The following is a 26,634-nucleotide window of genomic DNA, read 5'->3' as shown; positions in this document are numbered from 1 at the left end:
AATAGCTAATGCCAAAGGAGATTTTTAAAAGTCAGCATAAATATGAGTCTAGATCTTGCACTGAGAAAGAAGATTTGATTACATTTTTTTGCGGTATGTAACTGTAGGTTATATCTCGGTTGCTTTTTTAAATAAAGTATATATAAGTGACACAAATTTTGATCTATTCCTGGAGGTTCTGATGGTTCTTTTCGCAGATAACAACAATGAGAATATCTTAAAACAACACATTTTGCCAATAGAATTGGCTAAACCAGCCGATGACGAAGACGATGATGACTTTGAAGATGATGATTACGATGACGAAGATGACGACGATGATTTGGACGACGACGATGATGACTTTGAAGATGATGATTTGGACGACGATGATGATGATGATTATGATGACTATGAAGATGAAGACGATTACGATGACGATTTCGATGATGATGAAGAATATGACGAAGACGACGATGATGAATATGACGAGGACGACGATTACGAGGACGACGATTTCGACGAAGAAGAGGATGATGAATAAAATAAACTCATTATAGAACTTCTAAGCGAAGGATCTCTTAAAAGGTCATATTTATTTTTAATTACCTGAAAATAAATATGACTTTTTATTTTTATTATGGATCCTCATTTTAAAAAATGATGATAGAGTGTCCGAGAACGCAATTTGCAAGAAAGGGATTAAAATGATGAAATTTTATTTTTCAACCGCAACTTGTTCAACCGCTTGCCACATAGCTTTAGAAGAACTGGGATTAGAATACACTCCTATAGAAGTCAGTTGGAAAAGAGATCAGAATGTCGCGGAACTTAATAAAGTTAACCCTTTAGGAGCAGTTCCCGTTTTAATAACAAAACAAGGAAAAACCTTAACCCAAAATGCTGCTATTCTTGAATATTTAGCAGATCAAAATCCAACAGCAAAGCTCCTAGCAGAAAAGGATTCCTTTGAGCGTAATCAAACTATGAGCTGGGTTGCTTTTGTTGCTTCTGATTTACAAAAAGCTTTTAGCCCCTTTTTTCAATCTAAGGAAATGGCAGATACAGAATCAGCTCAAAATCAAATTAAAGAATTTGCAGCAAAGAAAATACACTCATTACTTGATTATATTGAGCAAAATCTTGTAGGAAAAGATTATATTATAGGCAATCATTTTACCATTGCCGACGCTTATCTTTTTACTATTTTAGGATGGACAAAGTGGGTAAAAATAAGCATTGTCGGGCATAAAAATATAACAAGTTATATGAAAAGAGTTTTTGAACGCCCTGCAGTACAAAATGTTTTAAAAAAAGAAAATTTAACGGATTATCTTCCTTAATAAAACTACTGCTCACATATTTTCATAATTTCTTTTTCAATATCATGAGAGAGTTCTTTCATTATTTTTCTACTAAAATCAAATTTTATTCCCGTAGCTTCAAACAACCCTTGTAATGATTTTTGCGCACCTAAGCTTAAACCAGAAATATAATTTTGCACTGCTATGGAATAATTTTCTTTGCTTTTTTTCCAAAGTTGTAGAGCTCCAGACTGAGCAATACCGTAATCAATATAATAAAATGGTGATGTAAAAATGTGAGGACGACTCATCCAGCCGAGTTCTTCGAAGTCTTCATAACCATCCCAATTCACATGAGGACGATACTTTTTAGATACTTCACTCCATATTTTATTCCGCTGTTCTGCCGATGGAATTTCTTTTAAAGAATATACTCTATGCTGCCATTCATCCATCATGGCCATAAAAGGCCAAAAATTGAGCATTTGAAAGAGTTGGTAAGACAGAGCTTTCTGTGAGTCTTTTTTATTTACCCACAAGTCAGAATAAAAAGGACTAGCTAAAAGCTCCAGCCCCATACTGGCCACTTCACAATATTCAAAACCTGGATGCCTTAATAAAACATTACCGATATTTGACACCGCATATCCATGAATAGCATGGCCAAACTCGTGAATAAAGGTCATAGCATCACGAAAAGATCCCCCGAAATTCGCAAAAACATAAGGATAACCGCTTTCTTGAAAAGTCACGCAAAAAGCGCCTGGGGCTTTTCCCTGTCTAGGAAACACATCAATTAAATTATTTTTTTGCATTTCATGAAAGAGTTTACCAAAGGCAGGATGAATTTTTGAAGTGATATTTTGCATTGCTGCCATTAAACTATTTAAATTTCCATTTGCAGGAGATTTTTCAGGCATAAGTTGAGGCCAAATAGAAATATCCCAGGGAGAAATACAATCGGATTTTAAGGATTCTTTTTGCAAAACAGATAAGCTTTTTACAAGGGGAATAACTTCATGTAAAATAGAATTTCTAAATTCAGCACATTCATTTTTTCCATAATCAATGCGCCCTAATTCAGCAAAAGCAACATCAATGTAATCATGCGCTTTTACACATTCCGCTTGCTTTTTTCTATTTATTAATAAAGATTCAAATATTTCTTGGTATTTTTCCTCATTTGTTTTCACAAAATTCCAATAAGATAAAAATGCCGACTTTCTTATGTAAAGATCATTATCATTTAATTTTCCAATCACTGCCGAAACAAGAGTGCTTCTTCCCTCAAATAGGGTTTTCGCACCATGAGCAAACTTCTTATATTCACGAATCAGTTGATTTTCTTCGATTTGCAACGATGAAATTTCATTATTTGTATAACTTCTTCTTACGGATAAGTCTTTTATAACACGATCATTATCATAAACATGCATAGCATTGCGCCAGGGAGAATTAGAATAAATATCCATTAATTCACTGCGCACAGAGAGAAGTTGCGATAAAATATGCTCTTCAAAAACATTCAACTCTTTTTCTGCTTCTTTATCATGAAAGTCAAAACTCAATTTAAGCTCTAATTTTGTATGAGCCTCAGAAATAGCACAGGAGGCTTCATGAAATAATCCATACCAATAAGCTGCACTTTTAAAATCCGTTGGAATTTCACTTGATAAAGATGCGATGAGTTGCTTGACATCATTTTTATCAAGAGGATTAAATTCTTCACTTAAATAAAGTCTTTTTTTTCTAAGGGGGAGATTGTAGTGATTAGACATTTTCACCTTTCCATCTGAAGAAGCAAGCCGCATCGCACACAAAAAAATTAAAATTTATAGTTCGAGCAATTAAACAAATGATAAACCTTTCCGATAATTAGCTTGTAAGAAAGGAGCTTAAATGCAATCGCGTTTATCAACATACACAAAAAAGATAAGACGAGAAAGACTTGTTATTTTCGCTCTTTTTTGTCTTTTAATAAATGGATGCAACACTCCCCCCGTAGTCAGAGGTCCCCCTCCCACTCCTGTGAACTTGCCATTTTTGCGCCTAGAACAAGCGGGAGAGTGTTACTTTATTGACGACTTTTTGCCTACTCCTGATTCCTTAGTCAGCGGAAAGACATCAAACTTATTTCTCCGTTACTACACCTATTGGAATGCAAGGTACAAATATTGGTCAGATGTGGGAATTATGTTGGCATTTTATAGTAAAGATATGCGTTGCTGGGGCTTATTTGAAGAATATGCCTTACCAAGAATTGAGAACTAAATGAAAGGAAATCGACTGAGAGGTTGTTGAGGGTGAGCTTCATTTTAATTTATGGATGTTACTCTTGGAAATTAATATGGCAAAATTATTTATTGCTGAATCCTCCAAAAAATCGATAGAAAATTTAAGCCATTTTTTGTCTACAGATGGCCATGAAGCCTATTTTTTTGATAATTCAAAACCTCTAATAGAAGTGCTTGCAGAGTCGAAATTTGATTTGGTTGTTGTTGACCATAGCTTCAAAGAAATGAGTAGCATTGATATTATTAATTCATTTTTAAAAAATCCTGCACATTCAAATACAAACATTATTATAACAACATCATCACCTAATAAAGAAGATTTAAATAAATTTAGTTCTCTTGGTATTAATCATATTTTTGTGAAACCTTATCGCTACAAATTATTATCTGAAAAAATTCAATATGCTATCAATCCCAATAAAGGAGATCATGGAGCCTTTGAACCCGATATTTTGAAAATATTTTTAGAATCCACCATCCATGTTTTTGAATCCATAGGAAGCATAAGCGTCAATGCAGGAAAGCCTTTCCTGAAGTCAGGAAACGACAGCCTAAGCGAAATCAGTGCTGTAATTGGTCTCTCGAGTTCTCAAATCAAAGGCTCCATGTCCATTAACGTAACAAAAAAAATCCTCATATCTTGCTTATATAAAATGCTAGGACCCAATGCGAAAACAGATGACACAGCCATTGCAGATATGTGCGGTGAACTTTGCAACCAAATTATGGGTAGAGCAAAGCAACAGTTTTTAAAGAAAAAAAGCATGACGTTCGAAATTACCGTACCCTCTGTTTTAACCGACCCGTTTCACATTTTAGACTATAAAAGCTCGTCACCTGTTTTGGTAATCCCTTTTTTGTTTGAAAAAGTGGCAGGAATATTTGTTGAATTTTGCCTTGAAATCAATGACAGTTATGAGCCTGTCGCACCTGAAAAACTTCAAGTTGTGGTGGAAGAAGGCCAACTTATCCTATTTTAACGTCGAAATGCAGATGGAACACAATGGAATCAATGTTTAAAAACCGAATTATTAAAAATTATAATTTCCTTAAAAAATGGGCAAAAAGAGAAAATATCACCGCCTACCGTGTTTATGATAAGGATATTCCTCAATATCCTTTTGCTGTAGATTTATACTCTAAATCCGTGGTTTTATATCAATATGAACGCTCACAAAATCAAAAAGACATGCCTGAAGAATTTGAAATGGCAGATAAGCTTCAATTAGACGAAGTGATTCTTACCTTAAAAAATGTTTTCTGCGTTGAAGAAAATAATATCTATTTAAAAGTGAGAAAAAAGCAAAAAGGAATTTCACAATACGAAAGACAAACAGAGCAAGGTATTACAGAAATTATTCATGAAGGAGATATGAAATTTATTGTAAACTTATCTGATTATCTTGATTGTGGAATATTTTTAGATCATAGAAAAACCAGACAAATTGTAAAAAAGAACGCACATAATACGCATTTCTTAAATTTATTTGCTTATACCGGTTCCGTGAGTATTGCCGCTGCTATGGGAAATGCAAAAAGCATTACAACAGTGGATATGAGCAATACTTACTTAAATTGGGCTAAAGAAAATTTTAAATTAAATAACATTCCAGTTGATGATCACGATTTTCTCCGCGAAAATATTATGGAATGGCTGCCTAAAGCAAGCATAAAAGCGAAAAAATATGACTTTATATTTGTAGACCCCCCTTCTTTTTCTAACTCTAAAAAAATGCAAGATAGCTTTGATGTGCAAAAAGATTATGTAGAAATTCTAAAACACTGCGAAAGAATGTTAACCCCAAACGGAAAAATTATTTTTTCCTGTAACCTGCGTAGCTTTAAATTTGATAATGAACTCTTTTCAAATAATTTTAAAATTGAAAATATTACTAAGAAAACCTTGCCTCAAGATTTTAGAAACGAAAAAATACACTACGCTTGGTTTTTAACGAAAATGAATTAAATATTGTATTCTTTTATATATTGAGAATTTTCATCATATTTTTCGATATAAAATATTTAATATATTCAAAAAACATTATTTATCGGAAAATTGAAATTTTATTTAAAGCAATTTGGATCATTAGAAATATCACTTTTAGTGATAAATAATTTATTTGGATAAATCATATCAAAATTTAAATTACTTTTTATAGGAATAAAGGAAGTTGGCAAAATAGATTTAATTGTAATTCTACCATTTAATATTCTATTTTCATGAGAAGCAATTGGAAACCAACTAGATGAACCATTTACATAATAAACATATGGAGTAGCTAAAGTCGTAAATTTTTTCCTGCAAGCAGTAACAAGTTTATTTATTTCTTGCTCACCTCCCAGAGCAATAAAATAGCTATAACTATCAGATTGATAATCTGTCATATTAAACTTACAGCTTCTTTGGCTAGTATTCCAAAATCCATTTAAAGTTTCAAAACGATCATTAGTTTTTAGCCAATTCCAATTTCCATTACTATCAGCGCAATACACTCTTAAATTAACAATTGGTCTATCTAAATTATGCGCTGCAATTGATGAATTAAATGCAGCAGTTGCAATTATTAAATTAACTTTCAAAGTCAACTTCACTTTTATATTTCCTTTATTTGTAATTAGTAAACAATCAAAAAAATTTTAATTAAATATATTTTCGTTTACAAAAAGTAATTATAATTTTTTACAATAATTTCTTGAATATATTTCTTCATTTAAAAAATGAATTAGTTTTTCAATATTTTCATTATCAATACTACTATTAACAAAAATTACCATAGATAAATTATAATCAGGATTATATGTAAACATACTTCGAAATCCTAAAGTCATTCCAGTGTGCTTAAAAGAAAGTTCTTCATTTTTTAAATCTTTCTTAATTCCAAAACCCATTGAATAGAATTCAGAAAAATCGTGATCTCTTTCAATTTCTACAGCCATATCAATTAAAAACTTCTTTAAATAAATACTTTTTGAATTAAATACATTTTGAATAAAATAATTAAAATCTTCTGTAGTTGATAACATCCCTCCAGCTGAGTTTGCATAAGACAAACTGTAATTTGAAATATTTGTTTTTAAAGGTAGAATTAATGAATTAAAATCATAATAATATCCATTTACAAGATTAATATTCAAATTTTGATCAGGAAAATGAGAAGGAAAAAAGGTAGAATGAATATTGTAATTTTTTATAATTCTATTATACACTTCATTTTCTAATGAATTTTTAGTAATATTCTCAATTATTACTCCAAGAATCAAGTAATTCGAATTTGAATATTCAAAATTACTTTCCGAAATATAATTATTACCATCAATAAAACTAAACAATTCACTTTTTGAGAAGTGTTTATCAGGATTATTAATTAAAGTATCTAAAAATTTTGAATTTTTTAAATAATCTGGAATCCCACTTGTCATATTTAGCAATTGTAAAAGTGTAACATTTCTCCAAGGATAAAGAGATGGAAAATCATTAATATTAATCCACTTTTCAATTCCATCTTCTAACGAAATATTTTTATCTTTGTATAATGGATCATTCATAATTTGAAGCAATAAAATAGATATAATTGACTTAGTTAAACTACCAATTTGAAAAATGCTTCTTAAATTAATTTTTTCATCACTAGAAAAACTATTACTATTAATTTTATAACCATTTTGAAAGGTAATAGGTAAACTATTGTTAAAACCATTGCATTGCATAGTAAATGATACTGCTGAAAAATATTCAATATCTTTAAATTGAAAATAATAGTCATCAAAAATTTTTTTCAAATTGTTTATATTTTCATTTTGATTAACTTCATGAAATTTTTTGTGATTACATGAGAAAACAAAAAATGATAATATTAATATTATTCTAATAAAATTGTATTTTTTCATATTAAATTATTCTTATTACCCAGATATTAATTCATAAAAATTCATTTTTTGTTGCCCAATTTGTGAATTTATACTCTAACTCTTCAAATGATTCAATCTCAAAAAAGTATTTTTGGAAATCATTTATATCAACAATAGTATTTTTTGCCATATAGTCGATATCTAAATGAAATACTTCAATATTATTTGAATAAAAGTTCATAAATTCAGACTTAGAAGAAATTAATCCGGCTCCATATATTTTTTTAGATGAGTTTTCTATTTTATTTTTCATAATACCAAATTCAGCCGTATACCAATAAATTCTATTAAACCATTCAATTTCTTCATCATTTTTTGCTTTAGTCCCAGCTAATCCAAATAAATGAAAAAAATTTGCAAATTTATGATCCGAAATTAAAGGTAAATGTCCAAACTGATCATGAAAAATATCTGGTGATCTAATATAATTTAATTCTGAAATATCTCTTATAAAATCAGTACATGGAAATAATTTATTTGCAAGAAGCTCAAAAAAGTATCTTGGATATACTAATCCTTCTACGCGCATAATTTCCCAATTAGTAATTGATTTAAGTTTTTTACTAACTGACGAAAGTTTTGGAATTTTTTTTCTATCAATATTCAATAAATTAATTCCATTTATAAATTCATCACATACATCATTTTTAATACAATTAAATTGATTATAGAAAAGCTTTTTCCATGTATAATTATTAATTTCAGAATATTTTGGAGATATAATTTCATCGCCTATAGCCCCTTCTTTTGAGGGGCTAAATGAAATTGGATTAAACATAACTTTATGTTCAATATCAACAATAAAATTTTTTTCTGGAATGGACAATCCAATACTATTTAATTTATTCATTATTTAATACCTTTATTTTTTAATTACTAATACGATTAATAAGAATTTCATTTAATTCATTTATAAATCTATTATTTTGCAATATGCTTATAATATTTTCAATATATGGAGTTATACAAATGTCATTATTAAAAAAAGGACAAGTTTTTCTTACTTCATTATATAAAATCTTCGATAAATCTGAAATTAAATGTTGACCTTCTCTTATATCAATTGCTTGACATGCACATATTAATTCTAAACCTACAATATAATATGTGTTGTTTAAAATTTCTCTTGCTCTTCTAGATGCAATTAAGCCCATTGAAACAATATCTTGAAAATCACCTGTAGAAGTTAAGGTTTGAATTGATAAAGGAACGCAAAGAGAACGATTTTCAGCAGTAATTGAGGTACTCATGAATTGACTACCCATTAATCCCAAACGCAGCCCTTGGTTTTCTTTACATAAAAAAGGAGGGAGTCCATTACTATTATTTTTATCCATAAAACGATCAATTCGTCTATCAGAGAGATTTGAAATAGTAGTTAAATTTATTGATAAATAATCCATTACCATTGAAATATATTGTCCATGAAAATGTCCATTATGAAAAACATCATTTTCATCAGATAAAATTAAAGGATTATCACTACTGGAATTTAATTCATTTTCTAAAGTATTTTTTATAAATTCCATTGAATCTATTACTGGTCCAAGTATTTGTGGAGTACACCTTAATGAATAGGCATCTTCAATTTGATGGTTTAAGCATTTTACATTATTTGTGCATTGAGCCTGAATTTTTTTCTCTTCACTTTGTTCATCAATAATTAAACTACTTGTACTTAATATTCTAAAAATATTTTGAGCATTTTTAAATTGACCAGTATGTAATTTTCTCTTATGAACCTTAGGATCAAAAGGCTTTAATTTTGTTCTTAATCCTTCAAATGACAATGCTGAAACAAAGTCATATATTTTTAACAATTGACTAGCTTTAAACCAATTATGGAGCCCCGTACCCACCATTGCTGAAGTTCCATTTATTAACGCAAGTCCCTCTTTATAGCTCAATTTCATGGGTACTATATCTGCACTTTGTAATGCTTCCTGAGCGTCAATTATTTCTCCTCGATAACGAACTTTCCATTTTCCAATTCCAGCTAAAGCAATAAACGACAATGGCCCTAAATCACCACTTGCACCTAATGAACCCTTTTCAGGAATACAAGGAAAAATATTTTTATTAAACATTTCAACATAAGTAAGAAAATTACTTAATTTAATTGCTGAAGCTCCTTTAGATAGTGAAATTATCCTTGCTAGCATAATGGCTCTGGTTTCAACTTCATTAAAATATTGACCCACATTTGAAGCGACTGAATGAATTAAATTATTTTGCAATTCCTCAGCAAATTCAGTTGGAACTAAATAATTTACAAATCCTCCCATACTCGTATTCACGCCATAAATTATCCGATTTTCATTGACGAACTTATCCAATGTTCTTCTTGAAGATTCAATATTATTTTTTACTTTATCACTTATTTTTATCTTGTAATCAAAATTATTAATTATATTGTTAAAAATCTCGCTAGATACAAAATCACCATTTAATTCATAAAATTTTTCATATATCATTTAACTAACCCTATTAAAATCTCACTAAAAAAACAAAACTACTAAATTTTAATTTATCCTCCAAAATATCTTACAAAATTCATAAATTTTTTGATAATAATAATTGATATTAATGTCATTATTATTAATGGTATTAACAATAAATACAAGAAATAATATTTGCTGTATATTAAGATTAATACTGGAATAGCAGAACTTACAATTGTTGGTAATATTATGACCAATGTAGTCAATGTGCTTATACTAAATACTGTTGGCGGTACAAAACACAATTGCATAATATTATACTGTATAACTCCAACAGATAAATTTTTATCTGAAAGTAAAGTTAATGAGTGAATTATAAATGTAAATAATATATTTATAATATTTACAATTATAATAGAGACTAAAAACAATATTAAATTTTTAAAACTATTAAAGTAATTATTAAAATATAAGTAAAAAAACATATATATATTAAAAATTATTGCGATTAAAATTTTTGTAGGCATCATAAAACTGATAAAAATTAAAAAATAAAATTTAATCGGCTTACACAAATATGAATCAATTTTTCCTTGAAATAACTTGTCAAAAAAGTCATTTAAAGAATCACTTGTAGCTTCTAAAATAAAATTCATTGATAAAAATACTAAAAAAGAAATATAAAAATCTTCAATTCTCCAAAAATCAAAAGAATTATTATAAGAAAATATGATTTTAAAAAGATAGAGTATAAAAGTATAATAAGATAATGTTAAAATAAAATCACTAATAAAATCAAATTTATAACTCAACTCTGTTTTAAAATTATAATATAAAGTTTTAAATAAAATTTTTATTGACATTTAACCCCCATATGAGATGTATTTATTTATAGCTTTATTTTTTAAATATTTAATTATTAAGTTAAATAATATACCATAAAATAAAAATAGTGCTGAAAGTTGTAGAAAAGAATAGATATTTGGATTTAAAATTAAATCTGGAATTCCTGACACAGTTAATCTGAATGGATTATACCTAAGAATTGTTTGAAACGGTTCTGGCCAAAACTCTATTGGTAATAATACTCCACCAAATATATTAGTTAATGAATAATATAAAAAGGTAAGAAACCCATAATTGACAAACCAAAAACTCGATAATCCAAATATGTAAGATAATTGAAAGCAAATATATTGTGAAACCAAAACAAATATAATGACAGGGAATAAAAATAATAAATTTCCAAAAATTATGTTTATTGATGATATAATTATTAATGATATTACAATTACTATAAAATTCTTGCCGATAAATGAAAAAAATTGAAAGTTATTATAATCTATTGGCTTTATACTATATGTATCAATTAATCCAGATTTTATTCTATTTGAAGTTTCATAAATAATATCATGCCCATTGTTTAAATTAACAAGAAAAACAGTAATAATAATATATAAAATCATCTTTTCACGAGAATATAAAAGAATATCATCATTCTTTGAATAAATATATGTCCATGTCAATAGCTGAATCAAAATAGGAAAGAAAAGGCTAGCAATTAACTCACTAAATATAGATCCCTTATTAGAAAGAACTTCATATGAGTAAATTTTAATAAATTTGAATAGCTTTTTTGAATTCAAAAAAATACTACAATTATTCATAATCTTCCTCATCATCAATAATTAAATTATTTTTATATATTTTAAATTTATCGGCTAATATCTCTTCAAAAGACATAGATTTTAATTCAAAATCATTTAAACTTAATTGCAATAGAAAATTAGCAAAATTCGATTCAAAATTTTTATTAACAATAATATTAATTTTAGAGCCAAGATTAACAAAGTTTTCAATTTTAAAATTATTAAATTCATTTTTATTTAATAAATTTAATAATTTATCATTATTATCTATTACAGAAAATTTTGTCATTTCATTATAAGATTCTTTGAGTTTATTTGTTAACTCTGAAAAAACAATTTCACCTTTAGATAATATATTAATTCTGTCGCAACAATTTTCAATATCACTAGGATCATGTGATGTTATTACAAATGTTGTTTTACTTTTCTCTCTTTCATAATTAATAAAATTTCTAATCATAATTTTTGATTCCATATCTACGCCTACAGTAGGTTCATCTAAAATTATTAATTCAGGTGAATGAATCATATTCATTAATAAGTCTGATTTCACCCTTTCTCCTAAGCTTAAATATTTTACTTTTTTATCCAAGCATTCATCTAATGAAAGTAATTCTAATAAATAATGTAATCTTTTTTTGAAATCATTACTATTAATGCCATAAATAGATTTATGTAATTCAAAGCTATATTTTAATGGAATATCCCATATTAATGAACTTTTGTGACCAAAAACAACTCCAATTTTTTTTAAATAATTAGGATTTCTCTTGAAAGGTAAATAATTTAATACCTTTATATTCCCCTCGCTAGGTTCCATAATTCCCGAAATTACTTTAATCAAAGTAGATTTACCAGCACCATTTAAACCAATTATAGCTAATGATTCACCTCTATATAATTCAATATTGCAATTTTTTATTAGATATTTTACACTGTTTTCCCTAGAAAACAAATAATTCAATTTTGAAAATATTGACTTACATTCAGTATGTTTTTTCTCATAAATAAATTTTGAGATATTTTCAAGTTTAATTACTAAATTCACAAAAATTTCCTTTACCTTTAATTATTTGACTAACAATTAATTCTTCATCCTTTAAAATATTATCATGATTACTATTATGCATTTTAACTAAATAAATATTTTTTTTATTTTCAAATAATTTATCAATATTATTATATTCTTTATTAAATAAAATCTCTTCTAATTCATCTAAATTACCACCTTTAATCATTGATTTAAATAAAACAAGCTTAGATTTTTTCAATTTAAATTCATGATAATTCTTTAAAACTTGCGCATCATATTCATAATTACTAACTAATTTATTTAAATAATTATCAATGGGTAAACCCTGATATAGCAATTTAAAATGATTTATTAATGTTTCATTATCAGGCTTTATATCACTTATATTTAATTTTAAATCTTTATCAATAAAAAAAGAATCTAATAAATATAAATTTATTTTTTCTACACCTCTATTTTCTAAAATTTTTGCAATCTGAAGCGCTATTAATCCTCCAAAACACCAACCAAATAAATGATACTCATCTGATTTATTGATACCCATTATTTTATCAATATTTTTTAAATAAAATTCAGATAATTCAGATATGCATAAAATTTTATTTTCATTATAAAGATTATAAGACTCGACACCGTAACATTTAAAATTATCTCTTAGTGCATGAGCTAGCGAAAAATAAATTTCACAGCCCCCATCTCCTGGATGAATCATAAACATATTTTTATTACTGATACTAAAGTTTATATTGCTAATTAAATTTAAGGAATTATCTCTAAAATAAATTATACTTGCTATATTTTCAATTGTATTATTTAAAATAATTTCAGAAACTTTTAAGTTTATATCAAATATCTCATTAATTTTATCAATTAACATTATTGATAAAATACTATTTCCTCCAATTTTGTAAAAGCTATCAAATATACTTATTTGATCCTTTGGAATTGATAAAATATCAGACCATATTTGGGATACTTTATCCTCTAGAATATTTCTTGGAGGAATATTATTCTTATTTTCAATAATTGGCTGATATTTTAATGCTTTTATATCAATTTTTCCATTTACAGTTAAAGGCAATTCATTTAAATGAATAAACTGACTAGGAATCATATATGTTGGCAAATACTTTTCTAAATAACTTAATAAACTAATTTCACAAATTTTTTTATCTGACATATAATAGGCTATTAAATAATTTACTTCGGAAGTATTTATATTACCGCTAATCATTGATTTTAAAACTACAACACATTGGCTAATATTCTCATAAGAAAGTATCGTATTTTCAATTTCACTAATCTCAACTCTGTATCCTCTGATTTTTATTTGGCAATCACTTCTTCCTATATATTCTAAATTTCCATCTAAACGCCATCTTACAAGGTCTCCCGTTTTATAAATTTTAGAATTTATATTTATTATTTTTTCACATTCTGATTGAAATGGATTTAAAATAAATTTTGAATCTGTTAATTCAATATTCTTTAAATATCCTCGAGCAAGAGCAATTCCACCAATGCATAATTCACCTATTGCGCCAATTGGGACAGGCTTTAAATTATAATTTACAACATAAGAAGTTACATTTTTAATTGGTTTACCAATATATACTGGATTCTCCTGATCTGTATTTAAAATTGCAGTAACAGTTGCCTCTGTCGGTCCATATGTATTTATAATTTTAAAATTACAATTTGATTTAATTTTTTCAAAAATTTCCGAATTGAGCTTTTCGCCTCCGAAAACTAATCTTTTTAATGACTTTAATGAATTAAAGTCATATTGACTTAGGAGACTTGGTGTTCCATCTATATGGGTAGCGTTATTATGATTTAAGTAATTTAAAAATTCTTTCTTATCGAGCCACAAATTATTTGGAACAATTAATAACCTAAAGCCATTTAATATTGCAAGAAATATTTGTTCAATTGAGGCATCAAATACAAAGTTTGCCAATAATACCATTGTTTCTGAGTCAGTATCATTTGACATTTCATAATTTTTACTTAACTCTCTAATTAAGTTAACAACCCCCAATTGTTCTATTAGAACTCCTTTTGGTTTTCCAGTAGTCCCTGATGTATAAATAACATATGCTAAACTGTTTAAATTTCTTTTTACTTCAATGTCATCTCTTGGCATTGAATCAACTTCTTCCAAAAATTTTATAGAATCTATTGGAAGAATAAAATCATTATATTTTTCCCCAAAAAGACCTCTTAACTTATTTTGATATTTTTCGTTAGAAATAACTAAGAGAGAATTTGAATCCGAGATAATATATTTAATTCTATCATCAGGAAAATTTGGATCAATTGGTACATATGCTGCACCTGATTTTAAAATCGATAAAATACCAATAATAATATATTCATTTCTGTCAAAACACAATGAAATTAATGATTCGGAAGTTAATAAATATTTTTCTTTTAAATATAATGCAATTTGATTTGTAATAAAATTTAATTTTTCATATGAAATTGAAATATCATTATAAATTATTGCTATTCCATTTGGATTCAATTTAACTTGCTCATAAAAAATATCAATTATGCTTTTATAATTATTTAAAGAATTATAGTTATAATTATTATTTAAAATAAACTTATTATACTGATCTGAATTAATTAAATTTATATCTTTTATATAACACTGTTGTTTTGATTCATTAAGCAATAAAATACTTTTTAAAATTTCAATATATGAATTCACTATTCCATTGACATTTTCAATTTCAAATAAGTTTACTGAGTAATTTAATGCGCCTTTAATTTTTGAATTATTAACTTCCATTGCTAGAGTTAAATCAAAAGTAGCTGGGGTATAATAATTATATTTTTCATTATATGGTAATAATAAATTACTAATTTTTTCTTCAAAATCCCCCATTGTAAACATTACTTGAAAAATTGGGTTTTTAAATAAATTTCTTTCAACCTTGAGTTCTTCAACTATTTTCTCAAAAGGAATGTCTTGATTTATTTGTGTATTTACGACTTCTTCACCAACCAATTTTAGAAAATCAATGATTTTAGAATTTGGATCTATTTTTATTCTGATAGGCAATGTATTAACAAATAATCCAATTGTACTTTTTATATTTTTGTGATTTCTATTTGCTAAAGGAACTCCAATTATAATATCATCTTGATTGCAATAATTCATTAATAGAATATAAAACCCACCTAATAAAAGGCTAAATAAACTGACATTCATACTTTTTGCTAAGTTTATTAATTTCAATGAAGATTCATAATCTAATTCAAATGGGATATCGAATCCATAAGATTTATTACTTTTTCTATTAATATCAACTGGCAAATTTAAAGTTTCAAAATTTTCTAATTTATTTTTCCAATATTTTAATTGAGCACTATAAACAGTATTTTGCAAAAAATGCTTTTGCCATATTGCAAAATCCTTATATTGAATAGTATCTTCTAAAATATTATTTAATTCTTGACTTTTTCGAGATTCAAAATAGCTATAATAATAATCAATTTCACTGATTAAAATTCCAGATGACCATCCATCAAAAGCAATATGATGAATTTGTATCAATAAATATTTTTCGCAGAATAAATCATTTTCTATACTATAAATAAAAAACTTAATAGGAATCTCATTTAATAAATTATATTTATAATTAAAGTCATTATATAGTTCATATTCAAATGATGATTTTGTTTCATATTTCTTATGAAAAAAAACATCACATTCTTTAATACATTCCTCTACTATTTGATAATAATTACCATTTTCTTTCTTGATTATAGTTCTTAATATTTCATGTTTTTTTAAAATTAAATTTAAAGCTTTCAAAAGTGAATTTAAATTTATGTTTTCAGGAAACTTGAATAATATTGGCAAATTATAATGATTATTTTCTTCATCCAATCTATCAATATACAATAATCTTTCTTGAGAAAAAGATAATTCTGTATTTTTAAAAGAAGTTTTAAGAATTTTAATTTCTTTTGTATTTAAATTATTTTCTTTTAATACATGAATAAATTTTTCCTTATTTGTCTTTATAAAATTTGTATCAAATTCATGTTTTTCAATATTTTTAGGTATGAATAATTTAATATTATTATTTTCTTCCCAAATAAAAATACCTTTAACATTTAAATTATATATATATAACACTATCTCATTATAATTCATATTCAGATCCAAATTGATTTTTTGTGCATTGTTCTGATAATATTAATGTTTTAATATTCTCGGCATTTTTATTTTTTAATATATCAGAGATATTTACAGATATTGAAAATTCGTTATTTATTCTATTTACAAAATTAATTACTAAAATACTATTCCCACCTAACTGATAAAAATCATCTCTAATACCAACCGTTTCTTTTGAAATACCAATAATTTCAGATATTATTTGACATATTTTACTCTCCATTTCATCCCTTGGTGGATAAAATGAGTTACTTTTTAATAAATTATGCTCTGGTAGAGAATGTATATCTAATTTTCCATTATGATTTAATGGTATTTTATCTAATTGCAAAAAAGACCTTGGTATCATGTATTCAGGAAGTCTTTCTTTTAAATAATTTAATATTTCCTCTGATTCAATTTTTATATCTGAAGTAAAGTAGCCCAATAAATATTTATCATTAGTTAAAGAATTATTATTATATTTCTTTGAAATAACTACACATTGTTTAATCATAGAATAATTAAGTGTTGTATTTTCAATCTCAGATAATTCAACTCTATGACCTCTAATTTTTACTTGAAAATCATTTCTTCCTATAAATTCCAATTCATTATTTTCATTAATAGTTACCAAATCTCCAGTTTTATAAATTTTTGAATTAATATTTAACTTTTTTTCTTCTAAATTTTGAAATGGATTTAAAATAAATGATTTATTTGTCAAATCAATATTATTGACATAACCTCTAGCTATACCAGCACCACTTAAATATAATTCACCAATAGATCCAATTGGAAGGGGATTTAAATATGAATCCAAAACATAAAATTTTGTATTTTCAATACATTGACCTATAACATTGTTTTCACATTCATTACTCAGATAATATCTATTAGAAAACGCTGTTATTTCTGAAGGACCATAAGAATTTACTATATTAATTCCTGAATTTATATAATTTCTTACTATATTTTTTGGAACTTTATCACCAGCTAAAAATAATGTTTTAACAGGAATAATTTCACTATTATTTAGTATATTTGGTGTAATAAATAATACATCTATCTCATTCTCTATTATAAAATTCTTTATTTTATTAAGATCTTTTCTTGTTTCTTCAGAAGTAATATAAAGTGAATTTCCATTAAAAATACTAACACATAATTCACAAACATGTACATCAAATACGTAATTTGAATTAAGTACGCATTTTTTTACAGATAGATTATTAATTAAATTAAGATCATATTTAAGAACATTTATTAAATTTATAACTCCCCTATGTTCAATCATTATTCCTTTAGGTTTACCCGAAGTTCCGGAAGTATATATTACATATGCTAATTTTTTTTCATTTATTGATATTTGCAAATTTTCACTTGAATAACTTGACAATGAATTATTAAAATCATCATTATCAATAGATACAATACCAATGCTTGAATTAATTTCACTAATTATTTCGAGATATTTATCATTAGTTAATATAATTTTAGATTTAGTATCTTCAAGTATATTTTTAATTCTCTCCACTGGATAAGATGGATCTATCGGAACATAAGCAGCTCCCGATTTTAATACTGCAAGAATCGCAATTATAATTAATTGGTTTCTAGAGAGAAATAAACAGATTAAATCTTCCTGATTAACATGCAAATTATTTATTAAATATCTAGCTATTTTATTTGAAATTTCATTAATATTTTCATAAGTAAATTTATTTCCATTAAATATTACCGCATTTCTTTTTGGATATTTTTTAGCATATTCTTCAAATACACTAACTATATTTTTGTCTTTTAATTGTAAAAATTTATCATTAATTGAATTGCATTTTATATACTCAATTGAATCAATATATTTTATTTCACTTTCATATTTATTACATTCAATATTAAAAATAATATTATACATTGTAGAAAACATTTTATTAATAATATGCTCATTAAATATTTCACCTGCATATTTTAAACTTATATTTAACGAATCATTTAATTGATTTACAACTATACCAAGCGGATAATCAAAAGTTTCAAAACTTTCCTTATATTTCATTTTAATACTAGAACAAAGATTCATAGGATAGTTTTCAAATATAAAAATGCTATCAAATAATCTTCTGCCATTAATTTGAATATTTGCTAAATTAATATTCCATTTTGAATTAATTTCATTAATATTATCTTGAATAATTTTTATCTTCTCAATTATTCTAATATTATCAAAATGATCGACAATTAAAGGTAAAGTATTAATATATAAACCAAAAGAATTTTCTATTCCTTCTATAGGTATATTTCTTCCTGAATTTGTAATTCCTACAATAGTTTGTTTTGTATTCCCATAAATGCTTAGGGTCTTATGCCAGGCATATTGAATAATCGAATTAATTGTAATTCCATTTTTTTTACTAATATTTTGAATATTTTTATAATTAATATCACTAATTGATAAGTTAATTTCTCTAGGATTTAAAATATTTTTATATGAATATAAGTTAATTTCTCTACTTTTTGATGATTGATTAAGTAAATTTCTAAAATCTGAAAATTCTTGAATTTCGCTCACCTTGGATTTCCAATAATTCGTATCTTTATCTTTATTTATTTGCAAATATTTCTGAGATAAAAAATAAATTGAGTCAGTTTCAAATGAAATTTTCTCCCTATTTTCAATTTTAAAATAATTTTCATGAATAAAGTTCATTAGAATTGGATTACTCCAACCATCAGAAATAGAGTGGTGGCTACTAAAAATACAAGTATATAATTCGTCAGATTGTTTAACTAAGTATATTCTAAATAAACAAGATTTTTCTAGTTTAAATTTCTCATTTCTATCATTTAATTGAATCTCATTAATTTTTTCATTTATTAATAAATCATCACTTTCATGAGATAAATCAATATATCTCCAATCTAACATTCCAAATTTGTCAATAATCTGAAGTAGAGAGTTCTCCCATGAGAATCTTAATCTTAAACTAGGATATTTCTCAATTGCAAATATCCAAGCTTGCTTCAAAGATTCAATATTTATTCTTTGTTTATATTCCCATACTGTTTGAACAAAGTACGCATCATCAACCTGACCCTGATTTAGAGCATGGTAAATAAATCCTTGCTGCAAACTATTTGCTAAATAAACTGCTTCTATTTCTTTCTCTTCCTGAAGATTATCTAACTCTTTTTGGCTTATAATATTTTCAACATCTGAACTCGTTAAATAACACCTATTTTTGTTTATTGTATGAGCTATTATCTTTTCTAATGATACTTTAAAAACTGTTGCTATTTTATTTGTTATTTCTATTGGTAATTTGCATGAAAAATATACTTTTAACGCTCCATTTATAACAAGCCCATTGATGTTTATAACTAAATCATCTTTATTTTGCTTATCTACAGATACTCCTGCCGAGTCCCATGAAATTGACCATTTATTTTCATTTGTACATTCCATGCTATTCTTATTATCTAGCTGACCTAAGTAATTAAAACTTATTTTCGGAATATTTTTGCTATCATAATTATAAAACTGACCAAACCCAATACCCTTATTTGGAATTTCTCTTAAAATCTCTTTTGTATTAATTATTGTATTTTTTAAATCACTTTTTAACTCTAAATTAACCGGATACAGCGTTGTAAACCAACCAATTGTATTAGATATATCAATTGTATCATTTATCTCTTCTCTGCCATGTCCTTCAAGCAATATATAATGATTGTCTATATCTGTTGTCTCTTTTAAAGTGAGAAGCAATGATGATAATAATAAATCATTTATATTTGTATTATATACTTCATGACACATAGATAACAAATTATTTGTTTGTAATTCTGTTAATTCAATTGATGATGAATTTCTGTTTCCTGAATATTGAATGCTTAATTCATATAATTTATTTTGCTCATGATAAAATTTATATTTATTTAATATATTCTCCCAATAACTTTTTTCATTATGATGTTTTTCTGAATAATCTCTTACTGAATTTACCCATTGTCTATAACTTGAACCTCTGAGTTCTAATTCTTTTTCTAGATATATGTCATTTAATTCTTCTGTTAAAATTCTCCAACTTACTGTATCTACAATCAAGTGATGAATTGCTACATATATTCTTGCACTTTTATCTTTATATCCATAAACATATCCGAATGAATATAATTTACCATTTGTAATTTCAAAATCATTCTGCCAATTTGTAAATACATTTTGAAGCTCTTCTTCAAATTCTTTACTGCCTTCAACATAGCCAATTGATTTTAAATCTAATGTTCTTAATTCGGGATATTCTATTTTATCTGTATAGTACTGAATCCATTTTCCATTTTCATTCTTATATCTAAGTTGAAATGTTTTGTGTCGTTGTATTAATTTATTTATACTTAACTCTAACTTTTTGCTATCTAATTCTGTTGTCGCTATTAAAAAGGATTGATTCCAATGATTTTTATTGCAAAAGTTCGAATCAAAAAACCATTTTTGAATTGCCAATAATGGAACTTCACCCATTGGCAATAATTCCTCTTGCTGTATCCTTTTAATCTCTTTTTTCTCTTGTAAATACTTTGAAATAACCTGATTATATAACACTTCAATTGTTCTACACTCAAATATATCTTTTACACTTATATCTATTTTTAATTTTTGACGTACTTTGCTAGATATTTGTATACTTATTATACTATCACCACCTAAGCGAAAAAAATCATCTTTTATTCCTAGGGCGTTACTTGGGATGCCTAATATTTCAGACCATATCTCACATAATTTTTCTTCTATTGCATTTCTTGGCAATGCATAATTATTACTCTTTGTAAAATTTACTTCTGGCAATAATTTTCTATCTATCTTTCCGCTGCTATTAACTGGAAAATTTGTTAAATAGATAAAAAAATTCGGAATCATATAATCGGGCAACTTTTGCTTTAAAAAAGCTAATATATCATTCTCATTTAACTTACTTTCTGAGACATAGTAACATACTAAATATTTATTTCCTGTTAAAATTCCCTCTATTCCTTTTTGCTCTTTTGCTACTACTAAGGTTTGCTTTATCTCTGATTTTCCTAAAATTATATTCTCTATTTCTGATAACTCTATTCGATAACCTCTAATTTTAACCTGAAAATCATTTCTACCTATATATTCCAAATTTCCATCTGGAAGCCAACGAACTAAATCTCCCGACTTATATAATCTCGAATTTTTGCCTGTTCTTTTTTCTTCATCACTTTGAAACGGATTTTCTACAAACTTTTCTTTAGTCAGTTCAGGTCTGTTTAAATAACCTCTCGCCAAACCCACACCGCCAATATGGAGCTCTCCCACGGCTCCTATGGGCACCAAATTCATTTGCTCATCTAATACGTACGCGCTCGTATTGCATATGGGCTTGCCTATTAAGTTACTTTCATCCGCACTATTAAACTTATGAATAGTCGACAAAACAGTTATTTCTGTTGGTCCATAAGCATTATAGAAATTAATTCCTTTATCAAGAAAAGATTGAACAACTCTTCTGGAGGTTTTATCACCTCCAGTAAACAGCATATTAATATTTGTAATATTCAAATTTTCTAATAGTATTGGTGGCAATAAAGCATTTGAAATTTTAAATTCTAATATATATTTTTCAATTAATATCGTATTTTTTCTAATTTCATTGCTCAAAATATGTAGAGAGTTTCCACTGAATATACTGACACATAATTCAAAAATACTTGCGTCAAATATATAATTTGAATAAGCTAAAATGTCTCCATTAATTTCCATATCACTTAAATTATTTCTTAAATTTACAACATTTTTATGCTCAATCATTACCCCTTTAGGATGGCCAGTTGTTCCAGATGTATATATTACATATGCTAAATTATTTGAATTAATGTTTAATTTTGGAATTATTTTTGAATATTCACTGAACTCTAATTGTGTTTTTTCTGTATCAATTAAAACTAGTTCAAAATTTTTACAATTAAAATTAGTATCTTCAAAATTTTTCTTAAATTTTGAATTTGTTATTATTACTTTTGGCTTTGAATCATTGACAATAAAATTATTTCTTTCAAATGGAGCCTCAGGATCTAATGGAACATATGCTCCTCCTGCCTTTAATATTCCTAGTACATACAATGGAAAAAATTCATCACGCTCAAGAAGAACAGCTATTAAATCATCTCCCGAAATTAAATAATTACTTTTGAGATAATTTGCAATTTGATTAGATTTTTCATTTAATACTGCATAACTTATGCTATTAATTCCATAAATTATTGCCAATTTATTATGAAATAATTTAGCATAGTATTCAAAATAATTATGAATTAGATTTTCATTTTTATACTCTTTTATATGATCAAGATTAATTTGCTTAGACAATGCATCATGTGTAACTGTTTTATAGGCAATTAAATCAAGATTATCAAGATTATTTGAAATATCATCATTTATTTTTGAAAATAATTCAATATATGTATTTGCAAATTGATTAATTAGAAATTTATTGATACTTAATTCAGAAAACAAAATTCGAAAATGAATATTATCATTTATTTCTATATCAAAGGAAAATTCATGTTCCAACTCTATATTTGTCCTAATGATATCACAATTAATATTATTAAAATTAAATAATTTATTTTTGAAATTTGTATTTCCAAAACAAATTTTTAAAATATCTTTATTTTTGTTAGAAATAATTTCATAAATAGGGGCATAAGAATGCTTTATGCTACTTTTAGACTCTAAAATTTGACATTTTATTTCATTAATTACATCACTAATATTATTTAATATGCTAAAATCAAATTTAATTAAACTTAAATTTACGTTTGCACCAAATATTAGTTCAGATCCTTCTTTAATTCCAATAGGATATGTTATACAAAATTTATTCTTCCTTGTAAATTTATGAAGAGTAATGGCATAAATCGCCATTGAATAAATATACGGTGTAACTTTAAATTTTCTTTTAATATTTATGTTGCTTTTTAATGAAAATTTAATCTCAGAAATATTTAATAATTTTTGTATATTACTTTGATAGTTTATATTATCATTTAAATTTTTTATTTTATTTTTATTTTCACATTTAAGAAATTTAAAATCTATAAAATCAACATCAAGTATTTTTTTATTCCAGTATTCTTTAAAACTACTTATGTTTTCTTTTATATGATTGTTAAAATAATTATTAAATTCATTAATTTTTAATATTTGATTTTCAAATGTAATACTATTAAAATGATTTTCTTTATTATAAAAATTTGATATTTCTTCTATAAAACTGTTCGCAGAGAGACCATCTATGATCATATGATGAATAACACACAAGAACCTATATTTTTTTTCATCAATCTTTGCTATTAAAAATCTGTATAGAGGCCCTTTTTCTAAATTAAATGGTCTCGTTATATATTCTTGAATTCCATAATCAGATAGTGCATTTGAATAATAATCAATTCCAAAAATTTCATCATTGGCCACCCAATAAATATGATCATTTATATTCTGAATATGACTATTAAATAACAAATATTCTGATGCAAATTTTTTAACAGATTTATCAAGTTTACAAACGTCTAAATCTCCATATAAATATTGGTCAAAGTTTATATTAAATTTATAACTATTAGGATCTATTTTCCATTCTATATAAAACGTTTTTGAATACGGAGATATTTCAATCTTATACATAAAAAATCCTTTAAATTATTCTATTTAATTAAATTATTCCAGAATTTATAGACACATTTTAATTTTATTATATTTATTTATATTTTCATATTAAATTTTAAATTTTAAATTCCATATAGATTTTTTATAGTCATATGATCTAAATCTAATCTTAAGTCTTTATCGGTTGCCCATGCCATAGCAAGAGATACTCTTAAATTTTCATTATTAATTGGAGTAACTCTATGCAAAGTTGTATCGGATTTCATGAAATATATATTTTTCTCAGAATAAAAATGTCTATCAATTTTATTATTATTAATAGCTGTAAAAGCATTAGATTCATTTTTTTCATTTAATGTATTTGGAATAGCTTCTAAATAGCCACCAAATTCAACGCTCGGTGCTTTTGCAATAAATACCAAAGCGTAAGTATAATCATCCCAATGCCAGCCATGTGTATCTTTTGCATTTTCTAATCCGTTAATTACAAATCTCTCACCACTTTCAACTGGTACTGGAGAAATATCTTTGCCTGTTATTTTATTTAAAAGTAAATTTAAATCTTTAGAGCTATAAAATGCGGGTATTAAATCGGATGATTCATAAATTGCTTTTTGAGATACTGTATACATTTTTCTTGGAGTATTATCTGTTTCCCTCATGTATATATCTCGTCTTTTTTTGTTTTTTGTAAAAATCTCTACAATTTCATTTTGCAACAATGATAAAATTGATTTGCTAAAATAATTAGTAAGATTGATTACTCCATTTTCATCAATATTTTTTCTTAATGATAAATAGTCGATACAAATATCACTCAATATTTTCATATTTAAATACTTTCAATTTTTAATAAATTATTGATAATTTTTAATAAATTTTTTATGAAATAAAAAAATTATCAAAAAATTATCTATATATAATAAAAAATTAAGTCAAGATGTTATATTAAATAAATTTTTAAAATAACTTTTTATATAAAAATATAAATAATATCATAATTTTAAATTAAATTATTTTAATTAATTTGATTACCTAAATTTTTTTGATTTAATTAAGATTACCAAAAAAATAGGCTTAAAAATTTTCGGTGTAAATACTTATTTATTTTTAAGTAATAATGTATGCGCGAGACAAAAATTTAGCCTTACCTACATCATTCACTTTTCAAATTGCTTTGGACCTCATTTAAGTTGACACATGATTAATGTGAATTTTGATACTGTACAGGACTCAACATTGCAAATCCTGAATGGGGTGCGTGATGATTATAATCATAAAACCATTCTTCTAAATGTCCTAAAATCCAATCAGCAGAATAACAATCATTGACATAAACATAATCTCTTTTAAATGTCCCAACAAATGCTTCAGCCATACCGTTACTTGAAGGGCTGTAAGGAGCAGTGTAACATGGTTTTAAACCAAGATTCCTTGCTAATTGTTGTACTAATTTGTCTCTATAAATTGAGCCTCTATCTGTGAGCCATTCAATTTGTCTAGGGGTTCTAATTTTATTAAATCTTTTTTCCACAGAATTAATGATTAATTCTTGTATATCTTTTCCTAATAATGGTTCTTTTGAAGCAACATAACTTATTGCTTCTCTATCTCTACAATCTAAAGAAAAAGCAACATATACTTTTTCATCATTAAAACACCTAATTTCAAAAGCATCTGAACACCAACGCGTGTTTGAATGTAACGTTATTATTTTACCAGTTCCTGTATGAGGTTTTCTTTGAATCTCATTTTTTGGCAATAACAAACCATTTATTTTCATGATTCTTTATATTCTTTTTTTATTAACTTTTCTTTTATTACCATGAAAAATATTATTGATCATGGCTGTTATTTTTTTATAGCCATATGTTGGTCTTGTTTCGATAATATTTCTTATCATAGGCAATAAAATACTATCTTCTTCTTTTAAATAATTTCTCATAAAGACGACCTTGTCTCTGATCTTATATATTGATTGTCTTGATATTTTTAAGCTTTTAGTTACCTTTAATACTGAGTATTTCTTATGACTTAGGATCTCTTTTGCTGTTTTAACAAGGCTCTTTCTTGGCTCTTTTTTTCATAATCTCAATAGCATCTGTTAAAATGTAATTATGCGAATTAAGAGTTGAGAAAGATATTGTAAGGATTGAAT

The 26,634-nt window shown here is 25.7% G+C and carries 18 protein-coding genes; 5 read left to right on the top strand and 13 right to left on the bottom strand.

Annotation, left to right across the window (positions count from 1 at the left end; genetic code table 11):
• The first annotated feature begins 181 nt into the window (after positions 1 to 181).
• A complete protein-coding gene (locus AXG55_RS14780; RefSeq protein WP_233231311.1) occupies positions 182 to 523 on the top strand; it encodes a hypothetical protein in 342 nt (113 codons plus the stop codon).
• Positions 524 to 686: 163 nt separating this feature from the next.
• Positions 687 to 1,322 carry a glutathione S-transferase family protein gene (locus AXG55_RS02045; protein WP_148696484.1) on the top strand — a complete coding sequence of 212 codons (636 nt, stop codon included), beginning with the start codon at positions 687 to 689 and terminating at the stop codon, positions 1,320 to 1,322.
• A 5-nt stretch (positions 1,323 to 1,327) separates the two neighbouring features.
• Here AXG55_RS02045 and AXG55_RS02040 read toward each other — a convergent pair whose 3' ends face one another.
• The gene (locus AXG55_RS02040) at positions 1,328 to 3,061 is read right to left on the bottom strand and encodes a M3 family metallopeptidase (RefSeq protein WP_233231310.1); all 1,734 of its coding nucleotides are present in this window, start codon (positions 3,059 to 3,061) and stop codon (positions 1,328 to 1,330) included.
• 121 nt (positions 3,062 to 3,182) lie between these two features.
• Here AXG55_RS02040 and AXG55_RS02035 point away from each other — a divergent pair, with 121 nt between their 5' ends.
• The 3 genes from AXG55_RS02035 to AXG55_RS02025 all read left to right on the top strand — a co-directional run bounded on the left by AXG55_RS02035 (position 3,183) and on the right by AXG55_RS02025 (position 5,543).
• Positions 3,183 to 3,554: a hypothetical protein gene (locus AXG55_RS02035; RefSeq protein WP_148696482.1), complete on the top strand. Its 372-nt coding sequence runs from the start codon at positions 3,183 to 3,185 to the stop codon at positions 3,552 to 3,554.
• Between the two features lie 76 nt (positions 3,555 to 3,630).
• On the top strand, positions 3,631 to 4,557 hold the full coding sequence (locus tag AXG55_RS02030; protein WP_233231309.1) for a chemotaxis protein CheX: 927 nt from the start codon (positions 3,631 to 3,633) through the stop codon (positions 4,555 to 4,557).
• A gap of 23 nt (positions 4,558 to 4,580) precedes the next feature.
• Complete coding sequence (locus AXG55_RS02025; RefSeq protein WP_148696480.1) at positions 4,581 to 5,543, top strand: class I SAM-dependent methyltransferase; 963 nt, start codon at positions 4,581 to 4,583, stop codon at positions 5,541 to 5,543.
• A 98-nt stretch (positions 5,544 to 5,641) separates the two neighbouring features.
• On the opposite strand, the gene AXG55_RS02020 is transcribed toward AXG55_RS02025, so the two are convergent.
• From AXG55_RS02020 to AXG55_RS01965, 12 genes are all read right to left on the bottom strand, one after another.
• The gene (locus tag AXG55_RS02020; protein WP_148696479.1) at positions 5,642 to 6,169 is read right to left on the bottom strand and encodes a hypothetical protein; all 528 of its coding nucleotides are present in this window, start codon (positions 6,167 to 6,169) and stop codon (positions 5,642 to 5,644) included.
• A 78-nt stretch (positions 6,170 to 6,247) separates the two neighbouring features.
• The gene (locus AXG55_RS02015; RefSeq protein ID WP_233231308.1) at positions 6,248 to 7,357 is read right to left on the bottom strand and encodes a serine hydrolase domain-containing protein; all 1,110 of its coding nucleotides are present in this window, start codon (positions 7,355 to 7,357) and stop codon (positions 6,248 to 6,250) included.
• Positions 7,358 to 7,496: 139 nt separating this feature from the next.
• On the bottom strand, positions 7,497 to 8,336 hold the full coding sequence (locus tag AXG55_RS02010) for a phenylalanine 4-monooxygenase (protein WP_148696477.1): 840 nt from the start codon (positions 8,334 to 8,336) through the stop codon (positions 7,497 to 7,499).
• 19 nt (positions 8,337 to 8,355) lie between these two features.
• Positions 8,356 to 9,960, bottom strand: coding sequence for a phenylalanine aminomutase (D-beta-phenylalanine forming) (locus AXG55_RS02005; protein WP_148696476.1), 1,605 nt, complete (start codon positions 9,958 to 9,960; stop codon positions 8,356 to 8,358).
• A gap of 53 nt (positions 9,961 to 10,013) precedes the next feature.
• Entirely contained in the window at positions 10,014 to 10,790 is a 777-nt protein-coding gene (locus tag AXG55_RS02000; RefSeq protein ID WP_148696475.1) for an ABC-2 family transporter protein, read from the bottom strand.
• Entirely contained in the window at positions 10,791 to 11,573 is a 783-nt protein-coding gene (locus AXG55_RS01995; protein WP_233231307.1) for an ABC-2 family transporter protein, read from the bottom strand.
• Between the two features lie 13 nt (positions 11,574 to 11,586).
• Positions 11,587 to 12,624: an ATP-binding cassette domain-containing protein gene (locus tag AXG55_RS01990; RefSeq protein WP_233231306.1), complete on the bottom strand. Its 1,038-nt coding sequence runs from the start codon at positions 12,622 to 12,624 to the stop codon at positions 11,587 to 11,589.
• Entirely contained in the window at positions 12,608 to 16,780 is a 4,173-nt protein-coding gene (locus tag AXG55_RS01985) for a non-ribosomal peptide synthetase (RefSeq protein ID WP_148696472.1), read from the bottom strand. Before AXG55_RS01985 ends, AXG55_RS01990 begins: the two co-directional genes overlap by 17 nt.
• Positions 16,770 to 24,494, bottom strand: coding sequence for a non-ribosomal peptide synthetase (locus AXG55_RS01980; RefSeq protein WP_148696471.1), 7,725 nt, complete (start codon positions 24,492 to 24,494; stop codon positions 16,770 to 16,772). The genes AXG55_RS01985 and AXG55_RS01980 overlap by 11 nt, the downstream gene beginning before the upstream one ends.
• A gap of 104 nt (positions 24,495 to 24,598) precedes the next feature.
• A complete protein-coding gene (locus AXG55_RS01975) occupies positions 24,599 to 25,306 on the bottom strand; it encodes a HalD/BesD family halogenase (RefSeq protein ID WP_148696470.1) in 708 nt (235 codons plus the stop codon).
• 374 nt (positions 25,307 to 25,680) lie between these two features.
• Positions 25,681 to 26,238, bottom strand: coding sequence for a DDE-type integrase/transposase/recombinase (locus AXG55_RS01970; protein WP_233231305.1), 558 nt, complete (start codon positions 26,236 to 26,238; stop codon positions 25,681 to 25,683).
• A 27-nt stretch (positions 26,239 to 26,265) separates the two neighbouring features.
• Positions 26,266 to 26,421: an IS3 family transposase gene (locus AXG55_RS01965; RefSeq protein ID WP_148696468.1), complete on the bottom strand. Its 156-nt coding sequence runs from the start codon at positions 26,419 to 26,421 to the stop codon at positions 26,266 to 26,268.
• Between the last annotated feature and the right edge of the window lie 213 nt (positions 26,422 to 26,634).

Source organism: Silvanigrella aquatica (genome assembly GCF_001907975.1).
In the GTDB taxonomy this organism is placed as follows: domain Bacteria; phylum Bdellovibrionota_B; class Oligoflexia; order Silvanigrellales; family Silvanigrellaceae; genus Silvanigrella; species Silvanigrella aquatica.
The sequence above is the reverse complement of the archived record's forward strand: the minus strand, read 5'-3'. Positions and strand labels throughout refer to the sequence as shown.